Consider the following 18,581-nt stretch of genomic DNA (forward strand, 5'->3'; position numbering starts at 1 on the left):
CTGTGGAGAAGTGCCTATCGCAGCGCGTTGAGCCACGCCTTGCGGGCGTCGATGGCCTCCTGCGCCTCGGCGATCGCCGCCTTGTCGCCTGAGGCCTGCGCCTCCGCGAGCTCGGCCTCGAGTCGCTCGATCGCCTCGGTGAGCTGGGCGGCGAGCCCAGCGCTGCGCGCCTGCTTCTCAGGGTTGTTCGCGCGCCAGTGCTCCTCGTCGAGTTTGCGCACCGCGGTCTCGACCCGGCGCAGCCGGTCTTCGACGGGGCGCACCTGCTCGCGCGGCACGCGGCCGATCTCGTCCCAGCGGCGCTGGATGTCGAGCAGCTTCGCCTTGGCGATGTCGCGGTCGGTCTCGTTCAGCAGCGGCTCGGCCTCGGCGAGCAGGGCGAGCTTCGCGTCGAGGTTCGCGGAGTACTCCTCGTTCTCGACCGCGTCCTGCTCGGCCTTCGCCGCATAGATCTGGTCGCCTGCGGCCTTGAAGCGCGCCCACAGGGCGTCGTCGTCGCGCTTGCCGGCACGGCCGGCCCGCTTCCACTCATCGAGCAGCTCGCGGTACTGGGGGATGCCGTCGATCCCACGCGGCACGAGCGCCTCCGCGCGCTCGATGAGCGCCGTCTTGGCGGTGCGCGCGTCGCGGTGCTGCGAGTCGAGCTCGGCGAAGAAGGCCTTGCGGTTGCGCTCGATCACCGATCGCGCGGCGCGGAACCGCTTCCACAGCTCGTTCGCCTCGTTCTTGGGAAGGCGCGGCCCCTCCTTCTGGTGCTGCTGCCAGCGGGCGAACAGCTCGTCGAGGTGGGCGCTGGTGCGCTTCCACTGCGTCTTGGCGGGGTCCTCGGCGGCGAGGGCCTCGACCTCGATGACGATCTGCTCGCGCACGACGAGCGCGTCGGCGAGGGCCGCCTTCGCCTCGGCGCTCTGCTGCTCCGTGAGCTCGTCCACCGCGCCGCCCAGTTTGTCGAGCCGAGCCTCGAGCGAGGCGAGATCGCCCACGGCGCTCGCACCGACGATGCTGGCCTTCAGCGACGCGACCGACTTGGCGACGTCGGCCGCCGGCGCGCCCCGTCGCGCACGCTGCTCGAGGATCGAGACCTGCCCGGCGAGGTCCGCGAACTTCCGCTCGTAGTAGGCGAGCGCCTCTTCTGCGGTCGCGCCGGGGAACTCGCCGACGGCGCGCTCACCGTCGCCTTCGCGCACGTAGACGGTGCCGTCCTCGGCCACACGGCCCCAGGGCTGCTGTTGGGAATCGGACAAGATGCTCCACCTTGCTCATGGATCGGCCCAGGGGAAGGCCGATGCTGACACTCGGTGGCCAGCCTATTGCACCCCGCGCGGGCGAGCGCGAGCTACTTGATCGTGAAGCCGGTGATGGTCGTCGGCACCTTCGGAACGCCGTCGTCCGTGCTGTTGCTGTTGTCGGAGCCCTTCGCGGTGACGTCGGTGATCAGCTTGTCGAGGCCGCTCGTCACCTTCCCGACGACGGTGTATCCGCCCGCGGAATCCGCCGGGATCGTGGTGTCGCCGTAGACGATGAAGAACTGGCTGCCATTGCTGTAGGCGTTGTTCTGCTGCCGCGCGAGGGCGATGACGCCCTTCTTGTAAATGTTGTCGCTCGGGGCGTTCTCGATGGGCCCGAAACTGAAGCCCGGGCCGCCGGTCGGCCCATCGGCGACGGTCTTCGCGCCGCCGCACTGCAGCACCTTGAAGGTAGACCCGGTCGTCAGCCGGTGGCAGACAGTGCCGGTGTAGAAGCCCTTCTGCACCAGGCTGATCATCGCGGAGGCCGCCTGCGGCGCCGCCTTGCCGTCGAGGGTGACGCCGAGCGGGATGTCCTTGTTGAGTGTCAGGGTGCCGGTCCAGTCGCGGCCGTCGGCGATCGACTTGCTGGGCACGTCGCCCTGGTTGGCGCCTGTCGCCGTGGGCGTCGGAGTCGCGGTGGCCGTGGCGGTCGACTTCGGCTTCGCCTCGGGTTTGCCCGGGCCGACGCCGAAGTAGGCGAGCTGCGCGCCGATGGCAGCGGCCGCGACCACGACGATGGCGATGCCCGCGATCAGGTTGTCGCGACGCCGGCGCTTCTTCCCGGTCTCGTGGACGGTCTGCCTGGCCTGATAGGCACGCAGGCGCTCGCGGGCGATGCGGGCTTCGCGGTCGTTCTTGCTGGGGGCCACCCGCGCACTTTATCGGGTCGCCATATGTGCATCGAAATCCGGAGGAGAGCGGATGCCTACGGCCGCGCCGCCCCGCCCTATGTCAGTGCACTGTCGTACAGTTGTTCTATGTCTGATGCACGGGTGGGTCTGCGCAGCGGCGCGGTCCCGCTCGCGGTGCGCATGCGACCGAAGAGCCTCGCCGAGGTCGCCGGTCAGCGTCATCTGCTGACGCCCGGTTCGCCGCTCGTCGCGCTCGCGAACGACAAGACGGGGGAGCGCGGCTCGGTCTCGGTCATCCTGTGGGGCCCGCCTGGCACCGGCAAGACGACGCTCGCGCAGGTCATCGCCCATTCATCCGGCCGGCGCTTCGTCGAGCTGTCCGCCGTCACGGCCGGCGTCCGCGACGTGCGCCAGGTGATGGACGAGGCGATGTCGAATCGCGATCTCTACGGCATCTCGACGGTTCTCTTCCTCGATGAGATCCACCGTTTCACGAAGGCCCAGCAGGACGCGCTGCTGCCCGGCGTCGAGAACGGCTGGGTCATCCTGGTGGCGGCCACGACCGAGAATCCGTCGTTCTCCGTCATCTCGCCGCTGCTCTCGCGCTCTCTGCTGCTGACGCTCGAGACGCTCACGGAAGACGACCTCGGCGCCCTCGTCGACCGAGCCGTTGCCGACCCGCGCGGCCTCGGCGGCCGCTTCGAGCTCGAGCCCGACGCCCGGGCCGTGATCGTGCAGCTCTCCTCGGGCGATGCGCGTCGCGCGCTCACGGCGCTCGAGGCGGCATCCGTCACCGCCGATTCCGAACAGCAGACGACGATCACGGCCGAGCAGGTCTCGCGCGCCGTCGACCGGGCACTGCTGCGCTACGACCGCGACGGCGACGAGCACTACGACGTCATCAGCGCGTTCATCAAGTCGATCAGGGGATCCGATGCGGACGCCGCGCTGCACTACCTCGCCCGCATGATCGAGGCGGGCGAGGACCCGCGGTTCATCGCCCGCCGCTTGATCGTCTCCGCCTCTGAGGACATCGGCATGGCCGACCCGACCGCGCTGGGCGTCGCGGTGGCGGCGGCCGACGCCGTGCAGTACATCGGCATGCCCGAGGGTCGCATCCCGCTCGCGCAGGCCACCGTGCACCTCGCCACCGCGCCGAAGTCGAACGCGAGCTACATGGCGCTCGACGCCGCCCTCGCCGATGTGCGAGCGGGCAAGGCCGGCCGTGTGCCCAAGCATCTCCGCGACGCGCACTACGCGGGCGCGAAGAAGCTCGGGCACGGCAAGGGCTACATCTACCCCCACGACGACGAGCTCGGTGTGGTCGGTCAGCAGTACCTGCCCGACACCTTGAAGAACGTCGAGTACTACCGGCCGACCGACCACGGCAACGAGCGCGACATCGCCTCCCGATGGGAGAAGCTGAAGCGCATCATCCGCCGGCGCTGAGGCTCACGAGGCGGCGAGCAGCTCCAAGGTGTCGACAACCCGGTTCGAGAAGCCCCATTCGTTGTCGTACCAGGCGACGACCTTGACGTGCTTCCCGTCGACGCGGGTGAGCGCGGAGTCGAAGATCGAGGATGCCGCGACACCGACGATGTCGGAGGAGACCAGCGCGTCCTCCGAGTACTCGAGGATGCCGGCGAGCGGGCCGTCGGCCGCGGCGCGGTATGCGGCGAGCACCTGGTCGCGGGTCACCTTGCGGGCGACGGTCGTGTTGAGCTCGACGATCGAGCCGACGGGCACGGGCACGCGGATCGAGTCGCCCGACAGCTTCCCGTCGAGCTGCGGCAGCACGAGGCCGATGGCCTTCGCCGCGCCGGTCGTCGTCGGCACGATGTTCACACCGGCGGCGCGGGCACGGCGGGCGTCGCGGTGCGGGCCGTCCTGCAGGTTCTGCTCCTGCGTGTAGGCGTGCACGGTCGTCATGAAGCCGTGCTCGATGCCGGCGAGCTCGTCGAGCACCGCCGCGAGCGGCGCGAGGGCGTTCGTCGTGCACGAGGCGTTCGAGATGATGGTGTGCGCCGCGGGGTCGTAGGCGTCGGTGTTCACGCCATAGGCGAGCGTCACATCGGCGCCGTCGGAGGGCGCGCTCACGAGCACGCGCTTCGCGCCGGCCTCGAGGTGCGCGCGGGCGGCGGTCGCCGAGGTGAAGCGGCCGGTCGACTCGAGCACGAGGTCGACGTCGAGCTCGGCCCAGGGCAGCTTCGCGGGCTCGCGCTCTGCGGTGACGCGGATGCGGCGGCCGTCGACGACGAGCACGTCGCCGTCCACGGAGACAGGGCGGCCGAGGCGGCCGGCGGTCGAGTCGAAGGCGAGCAGGCGCGCGAGTGCGGCGGGCTCGGTGAGGTCGTTGACGGCGACGACTTCGAGGGCGCTGTCGCGCTCGAGCAGGGCGCGCAGCACGTTGCGGCCGATGCGTCCGAAGCCGTTGATGGCGATGCGGGTCATGGGGCGGTTCCTTCAGATCAGATCGTTTCGAGACGCGCGCTCTGCGCGCTCCTCAACGATCGTGAAACGGGTGGCGCGCCCAGGACAGCGGCGCGAGCGCCATGGTCCGTAAGGATCTCGCCAGGCATCCGTTGTGGGAGCTTCGCCGCTACTCGCCGCGAGAGAAGGTGCGCCGGTATTCGCTCGGAGTCGTGCCGAGGATGCGCTGGAAGTGCAGCCTGAGGTTCGCCGCCGTGCCAAGGCCGACGCCGGCCGCGATCTGCTCGACGCTCTGCTCCGATCGCTCGAGCAGCTCGCGGGCCACGTCGATGCGGGCGCGCATCACCCACTGCATCGGGGTGTAGCCGGTGTCCTCGACGAAGCGCCGTGAGAAGGTGCGCGGCGACACCGCGGCGTGCCGGGCGAGCGCGTCGAGCGTGAGCGGGTCGCCGAGCCGCGTGAGCGCCCACTCGCGCGTCGCCGCGAAGCGCTCGCCCAGCGGCTCGGGCACGCTGCGCGGCACATACTGTGCCTGGCCGCCGCTGCGATAGGGCGCCGCGACGAGCCGCCGCGCGGCGTGATTCGACACCGCGACGCCCTGCTCGCCGCGCAGGATGTGCAGGCACAGGTCGATGCCGGAGGCCGCGCCGGCCGAGGTCAGCACGCTGCCCTCGTCGACGAACAGCACGTTCTCGTCGACGGAGACGAGCGGATGCCGGGCCGCGAGCGCCCGCGTGTAGTGCCAGTGCGTCGTGGCGCGCTTCCCGTCGAGCAGCCCCGTCGCCGCGAGCGCGAAGGCGCCCGTCGAGATGGCGGCGAGCTTCGCGCCGCGCGCGTGCGCGCGCTGCAGCGCCTCGACGGCGGCGGCCGGCGGGTCGTCGCGGTCGGGGAAGCGGTAGCCGGGGACGAACACGAGGTCGGCCCACTCGAGCGCCTCGAGCCCGTGCGCGACGTGGTAGGAAAGACCGTCGCCACCGGCCACCAAGCCGGGCGCAGGCCCGCATACCCGCACCTCGTACGGCATGCTCGCCCGCGTCGTGAACACCTGCGCCGGGATGCCGACGTCGAGGGGCTTCGCCCCCTCGAGCACCAGCACGGCGACGCGACGCAGGGGTTCGGGCACGTCTGGTAATCTAGTCAGGTTGTGTCGGTGCCCTTTGGGCCCCTCAACGAATCCCACTAGACGATGACCGCTCTCCGTTAGGGCGGTTCACGTGCGCATCGAACGCACGCGCTCCGATGAGGAGATCACAGAATCGAAAGGAACCACGTGTCCTCGCAGTCACGTAGCAAGACCCGCCTCTCCCGTGCCCTCGGCATCCCGCTCACCCCGAAGGCTGCGCGCTACCTCGAGAAGCGCCCCTACGCCCCCGGTGAGCACGGCCGCACCAAGCGCAAGGCCGACAGCGACTACGCCGTCCGCCTGCGCGAGAAGCAGCGCCTGCGCGCCCAGTACGACCTGGGTGAGAAGCAGCTGCGCATCGCCTTCAACGAGGCCCACCGCCGCGCCGGCATGACCGGTGACAACCTGGTCGAGCTGCTCGAGACCCGTCTCGACGCCCTCGTGCTGCGTGCCGGCTTCGCCCGCACCACCTCGCAGGCCCGCCAGTTCGTCGTGCACCGCCACATCCTCGTCGACGGCAAGATCGTCGACCGCCCGTCGTTCAAGGTGAAGCCGGGCCAGCTCATCCACGTCAAGCCCAAGTCCGAGGGCACCGAGCCGTTCCAGGTCGCGGCCGCCGGCGGCCACCTCGACGTGCTGCCCAAGGTCCCCGGCTACCTCGAGGTCGAGATCGACAAGCTGCAGGCCCGCCTCGTGCGCCTGCCGAAGCGCGCCGAGGTCCCCGTGCAGTGCGAGACCCAGCTGGTCGTCGAGTACTACGCGGCGCGCTAGCACCGTGTACATCGCCGCCGAAGCGGCGGCGATCGACAAGCACAGTTCGCTCGCGACTGGCGCTGTCACTCGGCCATATACCCTGGAGAGCGGATGCCTTGCGGCATCCGCTCTTCGCCTTTAAATCTGCGGACTACGGAGCTAACACATGAAGACCTTCCTCGCCCTCGTTTTCGGCGTCGTGCTCGGGTTCGTCGCAGCCCATCAGTTCAACCGCACCGAGCAGGGCCATCGCTTCTTCAGCGACCTCGACGCGAAGGCGCGCGAGTTCGGCGCCGCGGTGGCCGACGGCTACCACGCGCGCGAGGCAGAGCTGCGCACGCCAGAGGCCTGAGGCCGGGCATCCGCTCGCACCGATCCACCTGCACACCCTTCGCACCCCACAGGCAGAACCCCTCTTCGATGCTCACTTCTGAGATCCACAGCCGCTTCCTCGACTTCTTCGCGCAGCGCGAGCACACCATCGTCCCCTCCGCCTCGCTGATCAGCGACGACCCGTCGCTGCTGTTCACGATCGCGGGCATGGTGCCCTGGGTGCCGTACCTGACGGGCGTCGTGCCCGCCCCGTACCCCCGCGTCGCCGACGTGCAGAAGTGCATCCGCACGCTCGACATCGAAGAGGTCGGCAAGACCCCGCGGCACGGCACCTTCTTCCAGATGCTCGGCAACTGGTCGTTCGGCGACTACTTCAAGGCAGAGGCCATCCAGTACGCCTGGGACCTGCTGCTCACCCCCGAGAACCAGGGCGGCCTCGGCTTCGACGAGAAGGACCTCTGGTTCACCGTCTACGAGGACGACGACGAGGCCTACAACGAGTGGCTCAAGGTCGGGGCATCCCCAGCGCGCATCCAACGACTCGGCAAGGACACGAACTACTGGTCGACGGGGCAGCCCGGGCCGGCCGGCCCGTGCTCGGAGATCTTCTTCGACCGCGGCCCCGCGTACGGCGTCGACGGCGGCCCGGCCACCGACGACGACCGCTACGTCGAGATCTGGAACCTCGTCTTCATGCAGTACCTCATCAAGGACGTGAAGTCGAAGTACGACTTCACCGTCGTGGGGGAGCTGCCGCAGAAGAACATCGACACGGGCGCCGGCCTCGAGCGCATCGCGTTCATCAAGCAGGGCGTCGGGAACTTCTACGAGATCGACCAGGTGCGGCCGGTGCTCGACCGGGCGGCACAGATCGCGGGCAAGACGTACGGCGCGAACCACGAGGAGGACGTGCGCCTGCGCGTCGTCTCCGACCACGTGCGCTCCTCGCTGATGCTGATCAGCGACGGCGTCACCCCGTCGAACGACGGCCGCGGCTACATCCTGCGCCGCCTGCTGCGCCGCACCGTGCGCGCGATGCGCCTGATGGGCGTCGACACCGCGGTCTTCCCCGAGCTGTTCACGGCGAGCCGCGACGCCATGAAGGCCGCGTATCCCGAGGTCGAGACGGACTTCGGCCGCATCTCGCACGCCGCCTACGCCGAGGAGGAGACCTTCCTGCGCACGCTCGCGGGCGGCACCACGATCCTCGACACGGCCGTCGCCGAAACCAAGGCGGCGGGCAAGTCGCAGCTCTCCGGCGACACCGCGTTCCTGCTGCACGACACCTGGGGCTTCCCGATCGACCTGACGCTCGAGATCGCCGACGAGGCGGGCCTCGCGGTCGACCGCGCCGCGTTCGACACGCTCATGCAGGAGCAGCGTCAGCGGGCCAAGGCCGACGCCCGCGCGAAGAAGGGCCAGATCGCGGACCTCTCGGTCTACAGCCCGTTCCGCACTCTCGGCGAGACGGTGTTCACCGGCTACACCGATTTCACGACGGACTCAGAGGTGCTCGGCATCATCGTCGACGGGGTCGCGGTCGACCGTGCCCGAGAGGGCGAGGTCGCCGAGGTGATCCTCAAGGAGACGGCGCTCTATGCCGAGGCGGGCGGCCAGGACGCCGACCAGGGCACCATCGTCGGCCCCGGCTACGAGCTCGAGGTGCTCGACGTGCAGCGGCCGGTCGCCGGCCTCATCAGCCACACGGTGCGCGTGAGCGTCGGCGAGGTCGGCGTGGGCGCCAAGGCGACCAGTGTCGTCGACCAGGAGTACCGTCGCGGCGCCAACCAGGCGCACTCCGGCACGCACATCGTGCACGCTGCCCTGCGCCAGCTGCTCGGGCCGAACGCGCACCAATCCGGCTCGTACAACAAGGCCGGCTACCTGCGCCTCGACTTCTCGTGGAACAAGCCGCTGTCGGCGGAGACCCGCAGCGAGCTCGAGGAGATCTCGAACAACGCGATCCGCGAGAACCTGCAGGTGACCACCCGTGTGCTGCCGCTCGCCGACGCGAAGGCCCTCGGAGCCATGGCGTTGTTCGGCGAGAAGTACGGCGATCAGGTGCGCATGGTCGAGATCGGCGGCCCATGGAGCCGCGAGCTGTGCGGTGGCACGCACGTCGCCGGCAGTTCCGAGATCGGCATGATCAACCTGATCGGCGAGTCGTCGGTCGGGTCGACCAACCGCCGCGTCGAGTCGCTCGTCGGCATCGAGGCATTCCGCGACCTCGCCGCCGAGCGCGCGATCGTCACCGAGCTGACCACAAACCTCAAGACCCCGCGCGAGAAGCTGCCCGAGCGCATCTCCGAGCTCGTCGCGAATCTCAAGGCCGCGGAGAAGAAGATCGCGCAGTTCGAGGCGAAGCAGCTGCTCGAGCGCGTGCCGGCGCTCGTCGAGACCGCCTCGCGCGTCGGCGCGGTGCGCCTCGTCGCCCAGGATGCCGGCCAGCTGCGGGGCGGCGACGAGCTGCGCCAGCTCGCCATGAGCGTGCGCGAGCGGCTCGGCAGCGACCCGGCCGTCGTGGCGCTCACGGCGACCGTCTCTGAGCGGCCGATCGTGATCGTGGCGACCAACCAGGCCGCGCGCGACGCCGGCGCCAAGGCGGGCGCGCTCGTCTCCGTCGCCGCCGGCGTGCTCGGCGGCCGCGGCGGCGGCAAGGACGACCTCGCGCAGGGCGGCGGCGCGGACATCGCAGCCGTCCCTGCCGCGCTTTCGGCCATCGCCGACGCGCTCGGCGCCTAGGGGAGACGTGCGCACCGGCATCCGTCTCGGCGTCGATGTGGGCACCGTGCGGATCGGCGTCAGCCGCTCCGACGCGTCCGGCTTCCTGGCGTCTCCGCTCGAGACCGTGCCGAGATCGGATGCCGGGGCCGACGTCGCCCGCATCGCCCAGCTCGTCACCGAGCACGAGGCGATCGAGCTCGTGGTCGGGCTGCCGCTCGCCCTCTCGGGCCGCCGCACGGCGAGCACGGAGGACGCGGTCGGCTTCGCCGAACGCCTCGCCGCGGCCGTCGCCGTTCCCGTGCGCCTCGTCGACGAGCGCCTGTCGACCGTGACGGCCACCGTGTCGCTGCGCCAGTCGGGCAAGAATTCACGGAAGTCGCGTAGCGTGGTAGACCAGTCTGCGGCTGCGATCATCCTGCAGCACGCGCTCGACGCCGAGCGGTCCACCGGCCGGCCGGCGGGCAGCGAAGTCCTGCCGCCGAGTTCCTGACCCCCGTAAGGAGCGCTTCCCACGTGACTTTCCGAGCCACGCCGCCCGAGCAGCACGACCCGAACGTCGCTACCGGGCAGCCCAGGCAGCCGCGCACGCGGCGTGAGGCCCGGGAGATGGCGGCGCGCGCCGAGGCGGAACGGGCCGCGCAGGCAGGGCAGCCGGAGCCGCAGGCAGGGCAGCCGGAGCCGCAGGCAGCGGCGCCCCAGCCCGAACCTGAATCCCGGGTCGAGCCCTCGCCGGCCGAGAAGACGCCGACCGGCGCCGCCATGTGGGCAGCGCACCCGGTGACGGCGCAGACGCCGACGATCCCGGCGCAAGCCGCACCCGAGCAGGCATCCGTCGACTCCTCGGCTGCTCACGAGACGGAGCACGGCGATTTCGCCTGGCTGCACGCCGCCACGCACCATCACGACGACGGTGGCGGGCGCGGCGGCAGGAAGCCGCCGAAGCCGCCGCGCAAGGGCGGCGGCGGGCGCCGCGCCGCGACCTGGATCATCTCGATCGTCGTGATCCTGGCCCTCATCGGCGGCGGCGGGCTCTACGCCTGGAACACCTTCAAGCCCCAGGTGCAGGCCGTGATGGAGCACTTCCAGCCGAAGCAGACGGACTACACGGGCGACGGCACCGGCTCGGTGCAGATCACGATCAAGCAGGGCGACACGGGCTCGGCGATCGCGCGCACCCTCGCCGACGCCGGGGTGACGAAGACGCCGGATGCCTTCTACCAGCTGCTGCTGTCGACGAAGCCCGACCCGAACCTGCAGCCCGGCGTCTACCAGCTGCGCAAGCGGATGAGCGCCGCGAGTGCGCTCGCGCTGCTGCAGGACCCCAAGTCGAAGCTCGCGCACACGCTGCTGATCCGCGAGGGCGACCGCGAGGCGACGATCCTGCAGAATGCGTCGACCGCGACCGGCATCCCGCTCGATCAGCTGAAATCGGCCGCGGCCAACCCCGCGAAGTTCGGACTGCCGCCGCAGGCGAAGTCCCTCGAGGGGTTCCTGTTCCCGGCGACGTACACCTTCGACCCGGGCGTCACACCCGACGCGGTGATCACGACGATGGTCGATCGCGCGAAGCAGGCGTTCCAGGACGTCGGCATGCCGAGCGACCAGAACCGGCTCTGGAACACGGTGATCCTCGCCTCGGTCGTGCAGGCGGAGACGGGGCCGAACCCCGACGATCCGCCCCTCATCGCCGGCGTCTTCACGAATCGCATCGCGAAGGGCATGCCGCTGCAGTCGGATGCGACCGTCCACTACGGCCTCGGCACCTTCGACACCGTGTTCACGACCGACTCCGAGCGCGCCGACGCGTCGAACCCGTACAACAGCTACGTGCACAAGGGCCTGCCGCCCGGGCCGATCGGGAATCCGGGCGAGGCGGCGCTCAGGGCGGCGCTCGCGCCGCAGGGCGACTACCTGTACTTCACGACCGTGAACCTGCAGACCGGCAAGACGGCGTTCGCCAAGACCCTCGACGAGCAGAACGCGAACGTGCAGCAGCTGCAGACCTGGTGCAAGGACCCGGCGAACAAGACGTGGTGCGGGTGAGCGGCGAGACACGACTGGCGGTGCTCGGGAAGCCGATCGCCCATTCGAAGTCGCCGCAGCTGCACGCCGCCGCCTATGGCGTGCTCGGGCTGCCCTGGGTGTACGAGCGGCACGAGATCGACGAGACGACGCTCGCGGCGTTCGTGAAGTCGCGTGACACGGCATGGCGCGGACTGTCCCTCACGATGCCGCTCAAGCAGACGATCCAGCCGCACCTCGACCGCATCGACCGCATCGGCGAGCTCACCGGAGCCGTCAACACCGTCCTGCTCCAGTGGGGCGGCGACACGGTGCACCGCACCGGCTTCAACACCGATGTGCCCGGCATCGTCCGGGCGCTGCGGGCGGCGGGGGTCACGTCCGCGCGGCACGCGCACGTGCTCGGCGGGGGAGCGACGGCCGCGTCGGCGATCGTCGCCGCGAGCGAGCTCGGGGCAGAGAGCGTGCGGGTGAGCGTGCGGGCGCCGGAGCGCGCCCAGGCGCTCGTTCCGCTCGCGGCATCCGTCGGCCTCACGATCGAGATCGCGGAGTTCGCTGCGCCGCGCGACGACGACGCGACGGAGCTGGTCGTGAGCACGCTGCCGGGCGGGGCCGAGGCGCCTCTCGCGTTCTCCGCGGGCTTCCGCGCCCGGGTCCCTCTGCTCGACGTGGCGTACGAGCCGTGGCCGACGACGCTGGGGCGGGCATGGGCGGATGCCGGGGGAGTCGTGCTCGGCGGCCTGGCCATGCTCGTGCATCAGGCGCTGCTGCAGGTGCGCATCTTCGTGACGGGTGACCCGTTCGCGCCGCTTCCGAATGAGGAATCCGTGCTCTCCGCCATGCTGGCGGCGGTCGGCCTCGCGGCGGACGGCACTCCGGCACCCCGGTAATCTTGCTTTCATGCTTCGTTGGCTCACCGCAGGGGAATCGCACGGACCCGAACTGATCGCCATGCTCGAGGGTCTTCCCGCCGGTGTCCCGGTCAGGATCGAGGAGATCCAGGGCGATCTGGCCCGCCGCAAGCTCGGCTACGGCCGCGGCGCGCGCATGAAGTTCGAGCAGGACGAGCTGACGCTGTCGGGCGGGGTGCGCCACGGCTTCAGCATGGGCAGCCCCGTCGCGCTGCGCATCGGCAACACCGAGTGGCCGAAGTGGGTCGACGTCATGAGCCCTGAGCCCGTCGACCCAGCCGTGCTCAGTGGCGGCCGGGGCGCGCCGCTCACCCGGCCCCGCCCAGGCCACGCCGACCTCGTCGGCATGCAGAAGTACGGCTTCGACGAGGCCCGCCCCGTGCTCGAGCGGGCGAGCGCCCGCGAGACCGCCGCCCGCGTCGCGCTCGGCGCGATCGCCAAGTCCTTCCTGCGCGAGCTCGGCGTCGAGACCGTCGCGCACACCCTGTCGATCGGGCCGGTGCGCGTGCCCGAGGGCTCGCCGCTGCCGGTGCCCGGCGATGTCGCGGCGCTCGACGCCGACCCGCTGCGCTGCTTCGATCCGGCTACGAGCGCGCTCATGGTCGCCGAGGTGGACGCCGCGCACAAGGAGGGCGACACCCTCGGCGGCGTCGTCGAGGTCCTCGCCTACGGCGTGCCGGTCGGGCTCGGCTCGCACGTGCAGTGGGACCGCAAGCTCGACGGCCGCCTCGCGCAGGCCCTCATGAGCATCCAGGCGATCAAGGGCGTCGAGATCGGCGACGGCTTCGAGACCACCCGGCGCCGCGGCTCGCAGGCGCACGACGAACTCGTCGTGGACGACGGCCTCATCGAGCGCACCAGCGACAAGGCCGGCGGCACAGAGGGCGGCATGTCCACCGGGACCGTGCTGCGGGTGCGCGCCGGCATGAAGCCGATCGCGACCGTTCCGCACGCGCTGCGCTCGATCGACGTCTCAACCGGCGAGGCCGCGCCCGCGCACCACCAGCGCTCGGATGTGTCCGCTGTGCCTGCCGCCGGCGTCGTCGCCGAGGCGATGGTCGCGCTCGTGCTGGCGGATGCCGTGCTCGAGAAGTTCGGCGGCGACTCGCTGGCCGAGACGAAGCGCAATCTCGACGCCTACGTCGCCGCGATCCCCGCGACGCTGCGCACGGCGGTCTCGACGGCCCCCAGCGCATCGGGCGCCGGGGCCTGACCGTGGCGATCGTCCTCATCGGCCCACCTGCCGCGGGCAAGTCGAAGGTCGGCAAGAAGCTCGCGAAGCTCCTCGGGAAGGACTTCATCGACACCGACGCGATCATCGTGCGCGACCACGGCGCCATCACCGACATCTTCGCCGAGCACGGCGAGCCGTACTTCCGCCGCCTCGAGCGCGCGGCCGTGCTCGAAGCGCTCGCGCAGGACGCGATCATCTCCTTCGGCGGCGGCGCCGTACTCGACGAGCACACGCAGCAGGACCTCAAGAGCCATGTGGTCGTGCTGCTCGATGTCGACGCCGACTCGGTCGAGGGCCGCATCAAGCTCGACGGGAAGCGCCCACTCGTGCCCGACATCGAGTCGTGGAAAGCGCTCGTCGCCGCCCGTCGCCCCCTCTACGAGCGGCTCGCCGACCGACGCGTCGAGACTGCGAACCGCCCGCGCGACCAGATCGCGCAGGAGCTGGCGAAGTGGATCCACTCGGGAAAGGAATTCGCCGAATGAGCACAAGCGACATCACGCAGATCCCGGTGCCCGGCGCCGACCCGTACACCGTCACGGTCGGCTACGGCATCCGTGCCGGACTCGCCGACCAGCTCGGCGGCGACGTCGCCAAGGTGCTCATCGTGCACCCGCCGACACTCGCGGCCGCGGCGGCCGAGCTGCGCGAGTCGCTGGCCGGGCGCTACCAGGTGCTCCTCGCCGAAGTGCCCGACGGCGAGGCCTCGAAGCGCGTCGAGGTCGCCGCGTTCTGCTGGCAGATCATGGGCCAGGCCGACTTCACCCGCTCCGACGCGGTCATCGGCTTCGGCGGCGGCGCGGCCACCGATCTCGCGGGCTTCGTCGCCGCGACCTGGCTGCGCGGCGTCAAGCTGATCCAAGTGCCGACGACCGTGCTCGGCATGGTCGACGCCGCCGTCGGCGGCAAGACCGGCATCAACACCGCAGAGGGCAAGAACCTCGTCGGATCCTTCTACGCCCCCTCGGCGGTCGTCGCCGACCTCGACACCGTCTCGAGTCTGCCGCGCAACGACGTGCTCGCGGGCTTCGCCGAGATCGTGAAGTGCGGCTTCATCGCCGAGCCCGAGATCCTCGAGATCGTCGAGGCGGACGTCGAGAAGGCGACGGATGCCGCAAGCGACGAGTTCCGCCGCGTCGTCGAGCTCTCCATCGCGCTCAAAGCGCGCGTCGTGGGGGAGGACTTCAAGGAATCCGGCCTGCGCGAGATCCTCAACTACGGTCACACCCTCGGCCACGCGATCGAGCACGCCGAGCGCTACCAGTGGCGACACGGCGCGGCGATCTCGGTGGGCATGGTGTACGCCGCCGAGCTGTCGAGGCTCGCCGGGCGGCTGTCGGATGCGGCGGCCGATCGGCATCGCAGCATCCTCACCTCCCTCACGCTGCCGACCACCTATCCGCTCGGCCGCTGGCAGATGCTGCTCGCGACCATGCGGCGCGACAAGAAGGCGCGCGGCGCGATGATGCGCTTCATCGTGCTCGACGACATCGCGCGCCCGACGGTGCTGCGCGGCCCCGACGAGTCGCTGCTCTTCGCCGCCTATCAGGAGGTCGGCGTCTAGCCTGCCTGCGTTTCGGCCCTGCGCTGCCCCGAGGGGTGCGCTTGGGCTGCATACTCGCGCAGCCAGCGACCCGAACTGAACCTTCGGGTGTATTCCTACCGGGGTACGGTCTGACCATGAGTGTCGGGGCGCCTCCGCACCGGCGCCGGCAGCGCACCTTGTGGATCGCCGGCGGGGTGGCCGCCGCTCTTGCCGTCGCCGGCCTGCTCTCGACCGGCCGGCTCAATGCCGACCTCGTGCCGCAGCCCGCGGCGAAGCCCGCGCCGCACACCGTCGACTGCTACGGCGTTGACGCCGCGCCGGACTACAGCTGGGATGCCGGCGTCACGGAGCGCACGGGCTCCGACGTGCCCCGGGTCGACCCTGTGGTGGTCTGCGCTGCCCTCATCCGCAACGCCGAGGCTGTCGAACAGCTCGACCAGCTCGCGAGGCAGCAGCAGGTGCTGGGCCGGGACTGCGTCGTCTTCGCGACGAGCGACGGCGGCTCGTGGGCGCTCACCGGGCTGCAGTCGGTCGACAAGACCTACACGGCGAGCGGCGGCCCCGCCCCGGGGAAGCTGCCCGGCTTCGGCGTCGTCTCGCAGCCGGCGCCGCTCGCCTCGCTCGCGCCCGTGCCGGCGCCGACCGCCGGGTGCGTGCGGCTGTCGACCGTCACCTGGCGTCTTCCCGTGCCGCCCCTCGCCGCGTGCACCGTCGACGGCACCGCCGTCTCCGTGTATCAGCGGGCGCTCGCGCAGACCGCCCGCGAGCTCTGCTCGGCGAAGGGCCTCGTCGTCGCGGAGGAGTGAGCGGGCAGGTTTCTGGCGGTGCCTGCTTGCGCCCGGCATCCGTCTGTCATATTTTTTGAACGTGTTCAAAAACGGATGCCGAGCATGAAGTCGGCACAGACCCGCGAGCTCATCAGGGGTATCGCGCTGCGGTCGTTCCGCGAGCAGGGCTTCGAGGCGACGACGATGCGCACCATCGCGACGCAGGCGGGGGTTTCGCTCGGGAACGCGTATTACTACTTCCCGACCAAGAACCACCTCGTGCAGGAGCTGTACCTCGAGGTGCAGCAGGCACACCGCGCGGCCGCGGCCCCGCTGCTCGCGACGAGCGACGACCTCGCGACCCGACTCGGCATCGTCTTCCGCGCAGGGCTCGAGCAGCTCGCGCCGTTCCGGGACTATGCGTCCGGATTCCTCACCGCCATGGTCGACCCGAACTCGCCGCTCAATCCCACCTCGCCGGAGTCCGAGCCGGCGCGCAGCATCACGGTCGGGCTCTTCCGCGACGCGCTGACGGGCGCGAGGCAGACGTTGCCGAAGGATCTCGGGGCACGGATGCCGCACGCGCTCTGGCTCGCCTACCTGCTGCTCTGCCTGTACTGGAGCTACGACCGTTCGCCCGAGCAGCGCAACACCACTCGCCTCCTCGAGCAGGGTCTGCGCCTGTTCACGGCCGCGCTGCCGCTGCTGCGGGTGCCGGGCGTGCGCGCTCCGGTGCGGAAGCTGCTCGATCTGGTCGCCGAGGTCGGGGCATGAGCACCCTCGAGACCCGCTACGGCACCACGTCGCCGCGCACTGATGAGCTGCCGCGCGCGTTCACCTTCGGCGAGTTCGCCCGCGGCGCCGCGTGCGCCTGGCTCTGGTTCCAACCGATCGGCGTGTTCCTGGGCGGCATCGGGTTCGGGATCGGTGAAGGAGAGACGGGGTTCGGCATCATTGCGACGGTCTTCGGAGTGCCCGTGAGTTTCGCGGCGACCGTCGCCGGCTCGCCGCTGGCGTTCCTGCTCGGCCTCCGGCTCCGCCGCCGACGTCGCGACCTGACTCATGTCACGGCATTCGCGCTGTACGGCGGCGCATGGGGCTACCTGGTGCAATGGCTGATCTTCGGGCACCCGACAGAGCCCGCCGCCGTCGCGATCGCGTACACCCTCGCGACATCTGCCGCAGTGGTTCTCGGGTGGTGGACCACCTCACGGCTGGCGCTGCGCCGCGACCGGATCGGCCGCGACGAATGATGACGCCGACCGCGCTCATCACGCCGTGGTATCGGCGGCTCGCGAAGCCGCCGACGTCGAGGGACGAGCGGGGTTCGACCGCGGCGACCGCGATCCTCGACCATCGTTCGGCGGAGATCCGCGGTCTGATCGCCCGAGCGGGCTGCGATGCGAAGCCCGAAGGCCCGTCGGCCGTTCTGGAAGCCGCCTACGCGCTCATCCGCGACGAGGTGCGCGCCGTCTACGCACTGGAGGAGACCACACCGGCGTCGCGCACGCTTGCGCGCGGCTTCGGATCGTGCAGCCAGCGGCTGGCGATCCTCGAGAGCGCGGCGCGCGGCCTCGGCATCGCCACTCGCGCACGCGCACTTCTCGTCGACCGCTCCTTCTGGTACCCGCGCTTCCCGCGGGTGCGACGCCTCCTGCCCGCTCAGGTGCTTCTCGTGTGGCCCGAATTCGAGATCGCGGGGGAGTGGCGGCCCGCCTCCGAGCTGTTCGGGGCGATCGGATGCCGTGGCGGGCGCGGCTTCCGCAACCAGGGTGCAGAGACCCTGTTCGAGGCGGCCGGGCGCTGCGCCGTCGACTGGGACGGGCACGGAGATGCGGGGGACCCGTACGATCTGTCGCACTTCGTGCGAGCCGACCTGGGGCACTTCGCTGATCGCGACACGGTGTTCGCCCGCTTCGGTCAGACGCTCTGCGCGCCGAGCCGCGCTCTCGCCGACCCGATCCTGCGCCGCATCGCGGCCTGACCCCTGTCGGGGCCGGGTGCCCTGCCCACGCAAGGGAAGGGATCCGGAGCGACACGCCGAACGACGGTGCCGACACGCCGCATCCTCGCCCGAATCTCTTCCGCAAGCGAGCCCCGCGGCTCGGCCAGTAGTCTGGCGACCGTGACCCACGTGCTCGTCCTGAACGGCCCCAACCTCGGCACCCTCGGCACCCGCGAGCCCGAGATCTACGGCAGCGAGACGCTCGACGACCTGCGCGCGCTGCTCGAGGAGGATGCCGCGGCGCTCGGCGCCACCGTCGAGGTGCGCCAGACCGATCACGAGGGTGAGCTGCTCGGCTGGCTGCACGCGGCCGCCCAGGCGAAGACGCCGGTCGTGCTGAACGCGGGCGCGTGGACCCACTACTCGATCGCGGTGCACGACGCCGTGCAGTACGTGACGAGCTCAGGCGTGTCGCTCATCGAGGTGCACATCTCGAACCCGCACGCCCGCGAGGAGTTCCGCCACACGAGCGTCATCACCGCCGTCGCCACCGGGGTGATCGCGGGCTTCGGCTTCGACTCATACCGGCTGGCCCTCGCCCAGCTCGCGCGCTGAGCCCGCTGGTAGGCTTGCCGAGGCCCTTTTGGCTGCAC

Annotated in this window: 19 protein-coding genes; 15 read left to right on the forward strand and 4 right to left on the reverse strand. The window is 70.8% G+C overall.

Annotation, left to right across the window (positions count from 1 at the left end):
* Window positions 1-14 precede the first annotated feature (14 nt).
* A complete protein-coding gene (locus ABD708_RS06670) occupies window positions 15-1,244 on the reverse strand; it encodes a DUF349 domain-containing protein (protein ID WP_344752552.1) in 1,230 nt (409 codons plus the stop codon).
* Between the two features lie 92 nt (window positions 1,245-1,336).
* Window positions 1,337-2,158 (reverse strand): peptidylprolyl isomerase, encoded by an 822-nt coding sequence (locus ABD708_RS06675; RefSeq protein ID WP_344752554.1) that lies wholly within the window; start codon window positions 2,156-2,158, stop codon window positions 1,337-1,339.
* Window positions 2,159-2,266: 108 nt separating this feature from the next.
* On the opposite strand from ABD708_RS06675, the gene ABD708_RS06680 reads away from it, so the two are divergent.
* Entirely contained in the window at window positions 2,267-3,589 is a 1,323-nt protein-coding gene (locus ABD708_RS06680) for a replication-associated recombination protein A (RefSeq protein WP_344752556.1), read from the forward strand.
* A 3-nt stretch (window positions 3,590-3,592) separates the two neighbouring features.
* Here the strand turns inward: ABD708_RS06680 and gap are convergent, their stop codons facing one another.
* Both gap and ABD708_RS06690 read right to left on the reverse strand, forming a co-directional pair.
* Window positions 3,593-4,591, reverse strand: a complete 999-nt coding sequence (gap, locus tag ABD708_RS06685; protein ID WP_344752558.1) for a type I glyceraldehyde-3-phosphate dehydrogenase — start codon at window positions 4,589-4,591, stop codon at window positions 3,593-3,595.
* A gap of 148 nt (window positions 4,592-4,739) precedes the next feature.
* On the reverse strand, window positions 4,740-5,681 hold the full coding sequence (locus tag ABD708_RS06690) for a GlxA family transcriptional regulator (RefSeq protein ID WP_425553263.1): 942 nt from the start codon (window positions 5,679-5,681) through the stop codon (window positions 4,740-4,742).
* Window positions 5,682-5,840: 159 nt separating this feature from the next.
* Between ABD708_RS06690 and rpsD the strand changes: the two genes are divergently transcribed.
* From rpsD to aroQ, 14 genes are all read left to right on the forward strand, one after another.
* Complete coding sequence (gene rpsD, locus ABD708_RS06695) at window positions 5,841-6,464, forward strand: 30S ribosomal protein S4 (protein WP_344752562.1); 624 nt, start codon at window positions 5,841-5,843, stop codon at window positions 6,462-6,464.
* A 148-nt stretch (window positions 6,465-6,612) separates the two neighbouring features.
* A complete protein-coding gene (locus ABD708_RS06700; RefSeq protein WP_344752564.1) occupies window positions 6,613-6,798 on the forward strand; it encodes a hypothetical protein in 186 nt (61 codons plus the stop codon).
* 68 nt (window positions 6,799-6,866) lie between these two features.
* Window positions 6,867-9,521 carry an alanine--tRNA ligase gene (alaS, locus tag ABD708_RS06705; RefSeq protein WP_344752566.1) on the forward strand — a complete coding sequence of 885 codons (2,655 nt, stop codon included), beginning with the start codon at window positions 6,867-6,869 and terminating at the stop codon, window positions 9,519-9,521.
* Window positions 9,522-9,528: 7 nt separating this feature from the next.
* Window positions 9,529-9,993 (forward strand): Holliday junction resolvase RuvX, encoded by a 465-nt coding sequence (gene ruvX / locus ABD708_RS06710; protein ID WP_344752568.1) that lies wholly within the window; start codon window positions 9,529-9,531, stop codon window positions 9,991-9,993.
* Between the two features lie 23 nt (window positions 9,994-10,016).
* Entirely contained in the window at window positions 10,017-11,546 is a 1,530-nt protein-coding gene (mltG, locus tag ABD708_RS06715; RefSeq protein ID WP_344752570.1) for an endolytic transglycosylase MltG, read from the forward strand.
* The gene (locus ABD708_RS06720; protein ID WP_344752572.1) at window positions 11,543-12,415 is read left to right on the forward strand and encodes a shikimate dehydrogenase; all 873 of its coding nucleotides are present in this window, start codon (window positions 11,543-11,545) and stop codon (window positions 12,413-12,415) included. Before mltG ends, ABD708_RS06720 begins: the two co-directional genes overlap by 4 nt.
* Before the next feature lie 10 nt (window positions 12,416-12,425).
* A complete protein-coding gene (gene aroC, locus ABD708_RS06725) occupies window positions 12,426-13,649 on the forward strand; it encodes a chorismate synthase (protein WP_344752574.1) in 1,224 nt (407 codons plus the stop codon).
* 2 nt (window positions 13,650-13,651) lie between these two features.
* Window positions 13,652-14,155, forward strand: a complete 504-nt coding sequence (locus ABD708_RS06730) for a shikimate kinase (protein ID WP_344752576.1) — start codon at window positions 13,652-13,654, stop codon at window positions 14,153-14,155.
* Window positions 14,152-15,234: a 3-dehydroquinate synthase gene (gene aroB, locus ABD708_RS06735; protein ID WP_344752579.1), complete on the forward strand. Its 1,083-nt coding sequence runs from the start codon at window positions 14,152-14,154 to the stop codon at window positions 15,232-15,234. Before ABD708_RS06730 ends, aroB begins: the two co-directional genes overlap by 4 nt.
* 116 nt (window positions 15,235-15,350) lie before the next feature.
* Window positions 15,351-16,022 carry a hypothetical protein gene (locus ABD708_RS06740; protein WP_344752581.1) on the forward strand — a complete coding sequence of 224 codons (672 nt, stop codon included), beginning with the start codon at window positions 15,351-15,353 and terminating at the stop codon, window positions 16,020-16,022.
* 84 nt (window positions 16,023-16,106) lie between these two features.
* The gene (locus ABD708_RS06745) at window positions 16,107-16,757 is read left to right on the forward strand and encodes a TetR/AcrR family transcriptional regulator (RefSeq protein ID WP_344752583.1); all 651 of its coding nucleotides are present in this window, start codon (window positions 16,107-16,109) and stop codon (window positions 16,755-16,757) included.
* Complete coding sequence (locus ABD708_RS06750) at window positions 16,754-17,236, forward strand: hypothetical protein (protein WP_344752585.1); 483 nt, start codon at window positions 16,754-16,756, stop codon at window positions 17,234-17,236. The genes ABD708_RS06745 and ABD708_RS06750 overlap by 4 nt, the downstream gene beginning before the upstream one ends.
* Window positions 17,233-17,967, forward strand: a complete 735-nt coding sequence (locus ABD708_RS06755; protein WP_344752587.1) for a transglutaminase-like domain-containing protein — start codon at window positions 17,233-17,235, stop codon at window positions 17,965-17,967. The genes ABD708_RS06750 and ABD708_RS06755 overlap by 4 nt, the downstream gene beginning before the upstream one ends.
* Window positions 17,968-18,108: 141 nt before the next feature.
* Entirely contained in the window at window positions 18,109-18,543 is a 435-nt protein-coding gene (gene aroQ, locus ABD708_RS06760) for a type II 3-dehydroquinate dehydratase (protein ID WP_344752589.1), read from the forward strand.
* Window positions 18,544-18,581: the final 38 nt, after the last annotated feature.

The organism is Gryllotalpicola koreensis (genome assembly GCF_039538185.1).
Classification (GTDB): domain Bacteria; phylum Actinomycetota; class Actinomycetes; order Actinomycetales; family Microbacteriaceae; genus Gryllotalpicola; species Gryllotalpicola koreensis.

Coding starts and splice junctions, on each gene's coding strand:
- ABD708_RS06700 (WP_344752564.1), top strand. CDS start 6,613: ATGAAGACCTTCCTCGCCCTCGTTTTCGGCGTCGTGCTCGGGTTCGTC.
- gap (WP_344752558.1), bottom strand. CDS start 4,591: ATGACCCGCATCGCCATCAACGGCTTCGGACGCATCGGCCGCAACGTG.
- ABD708_RS06750 (WP_344752585.1), top strand. CDS start 16,754: ATGAGCACCCTCGAGACCCGCTACGGCACCACGTCGCCGCGCACTGAT.
- aroB (WP_344752579.1), top strand. CDS start 14,152: ATGAGCACAAGCGACATCACGCAGATCCCGGTGCCCGGCGCCGACCCG.
- alaS (WP_344752566.1), top strand. CDS start 6,867: ATGCTCACTTCTGAGATCCACAGCCGCTTCCTCGACTTCTTCGCGCAG.
- ABD708_RS06740 (WP_344752581.1), top strand. CDS start 15,351: ATGAGTGTCGGGGCGCCTCCGCACCGGCGCCGGCAGCGCACCTTGTGG.
- ABD708_RS06745 (WP_344752583.1), top strand. CDS start 16,107: ATGAAGTCGGCACAGACCCGCGAGCTCATCAGGGGTATCGCGCTGCGG.
- ABD708_RS06755 (WP_344752587.1), top strand. CDS start 17,233: ATGATGACGCCGACCGCGCTCATCACGCCGTGGTATCGGCGGCTCGCG.
- ABD708_RS06680 (WP_344752556.1), top strand. CDS start 2,267: ATGTCTGATGCACGGGTGGGTCTGCGCAGCGGCGCGGTCCCGCTCGCG.
- aroC (WP_344752574.1), top strand. CDS start 12,426: ATGCTTCGTTGGCTCACCGCAGGGGAATCGCACGGACCCGAACTGATC.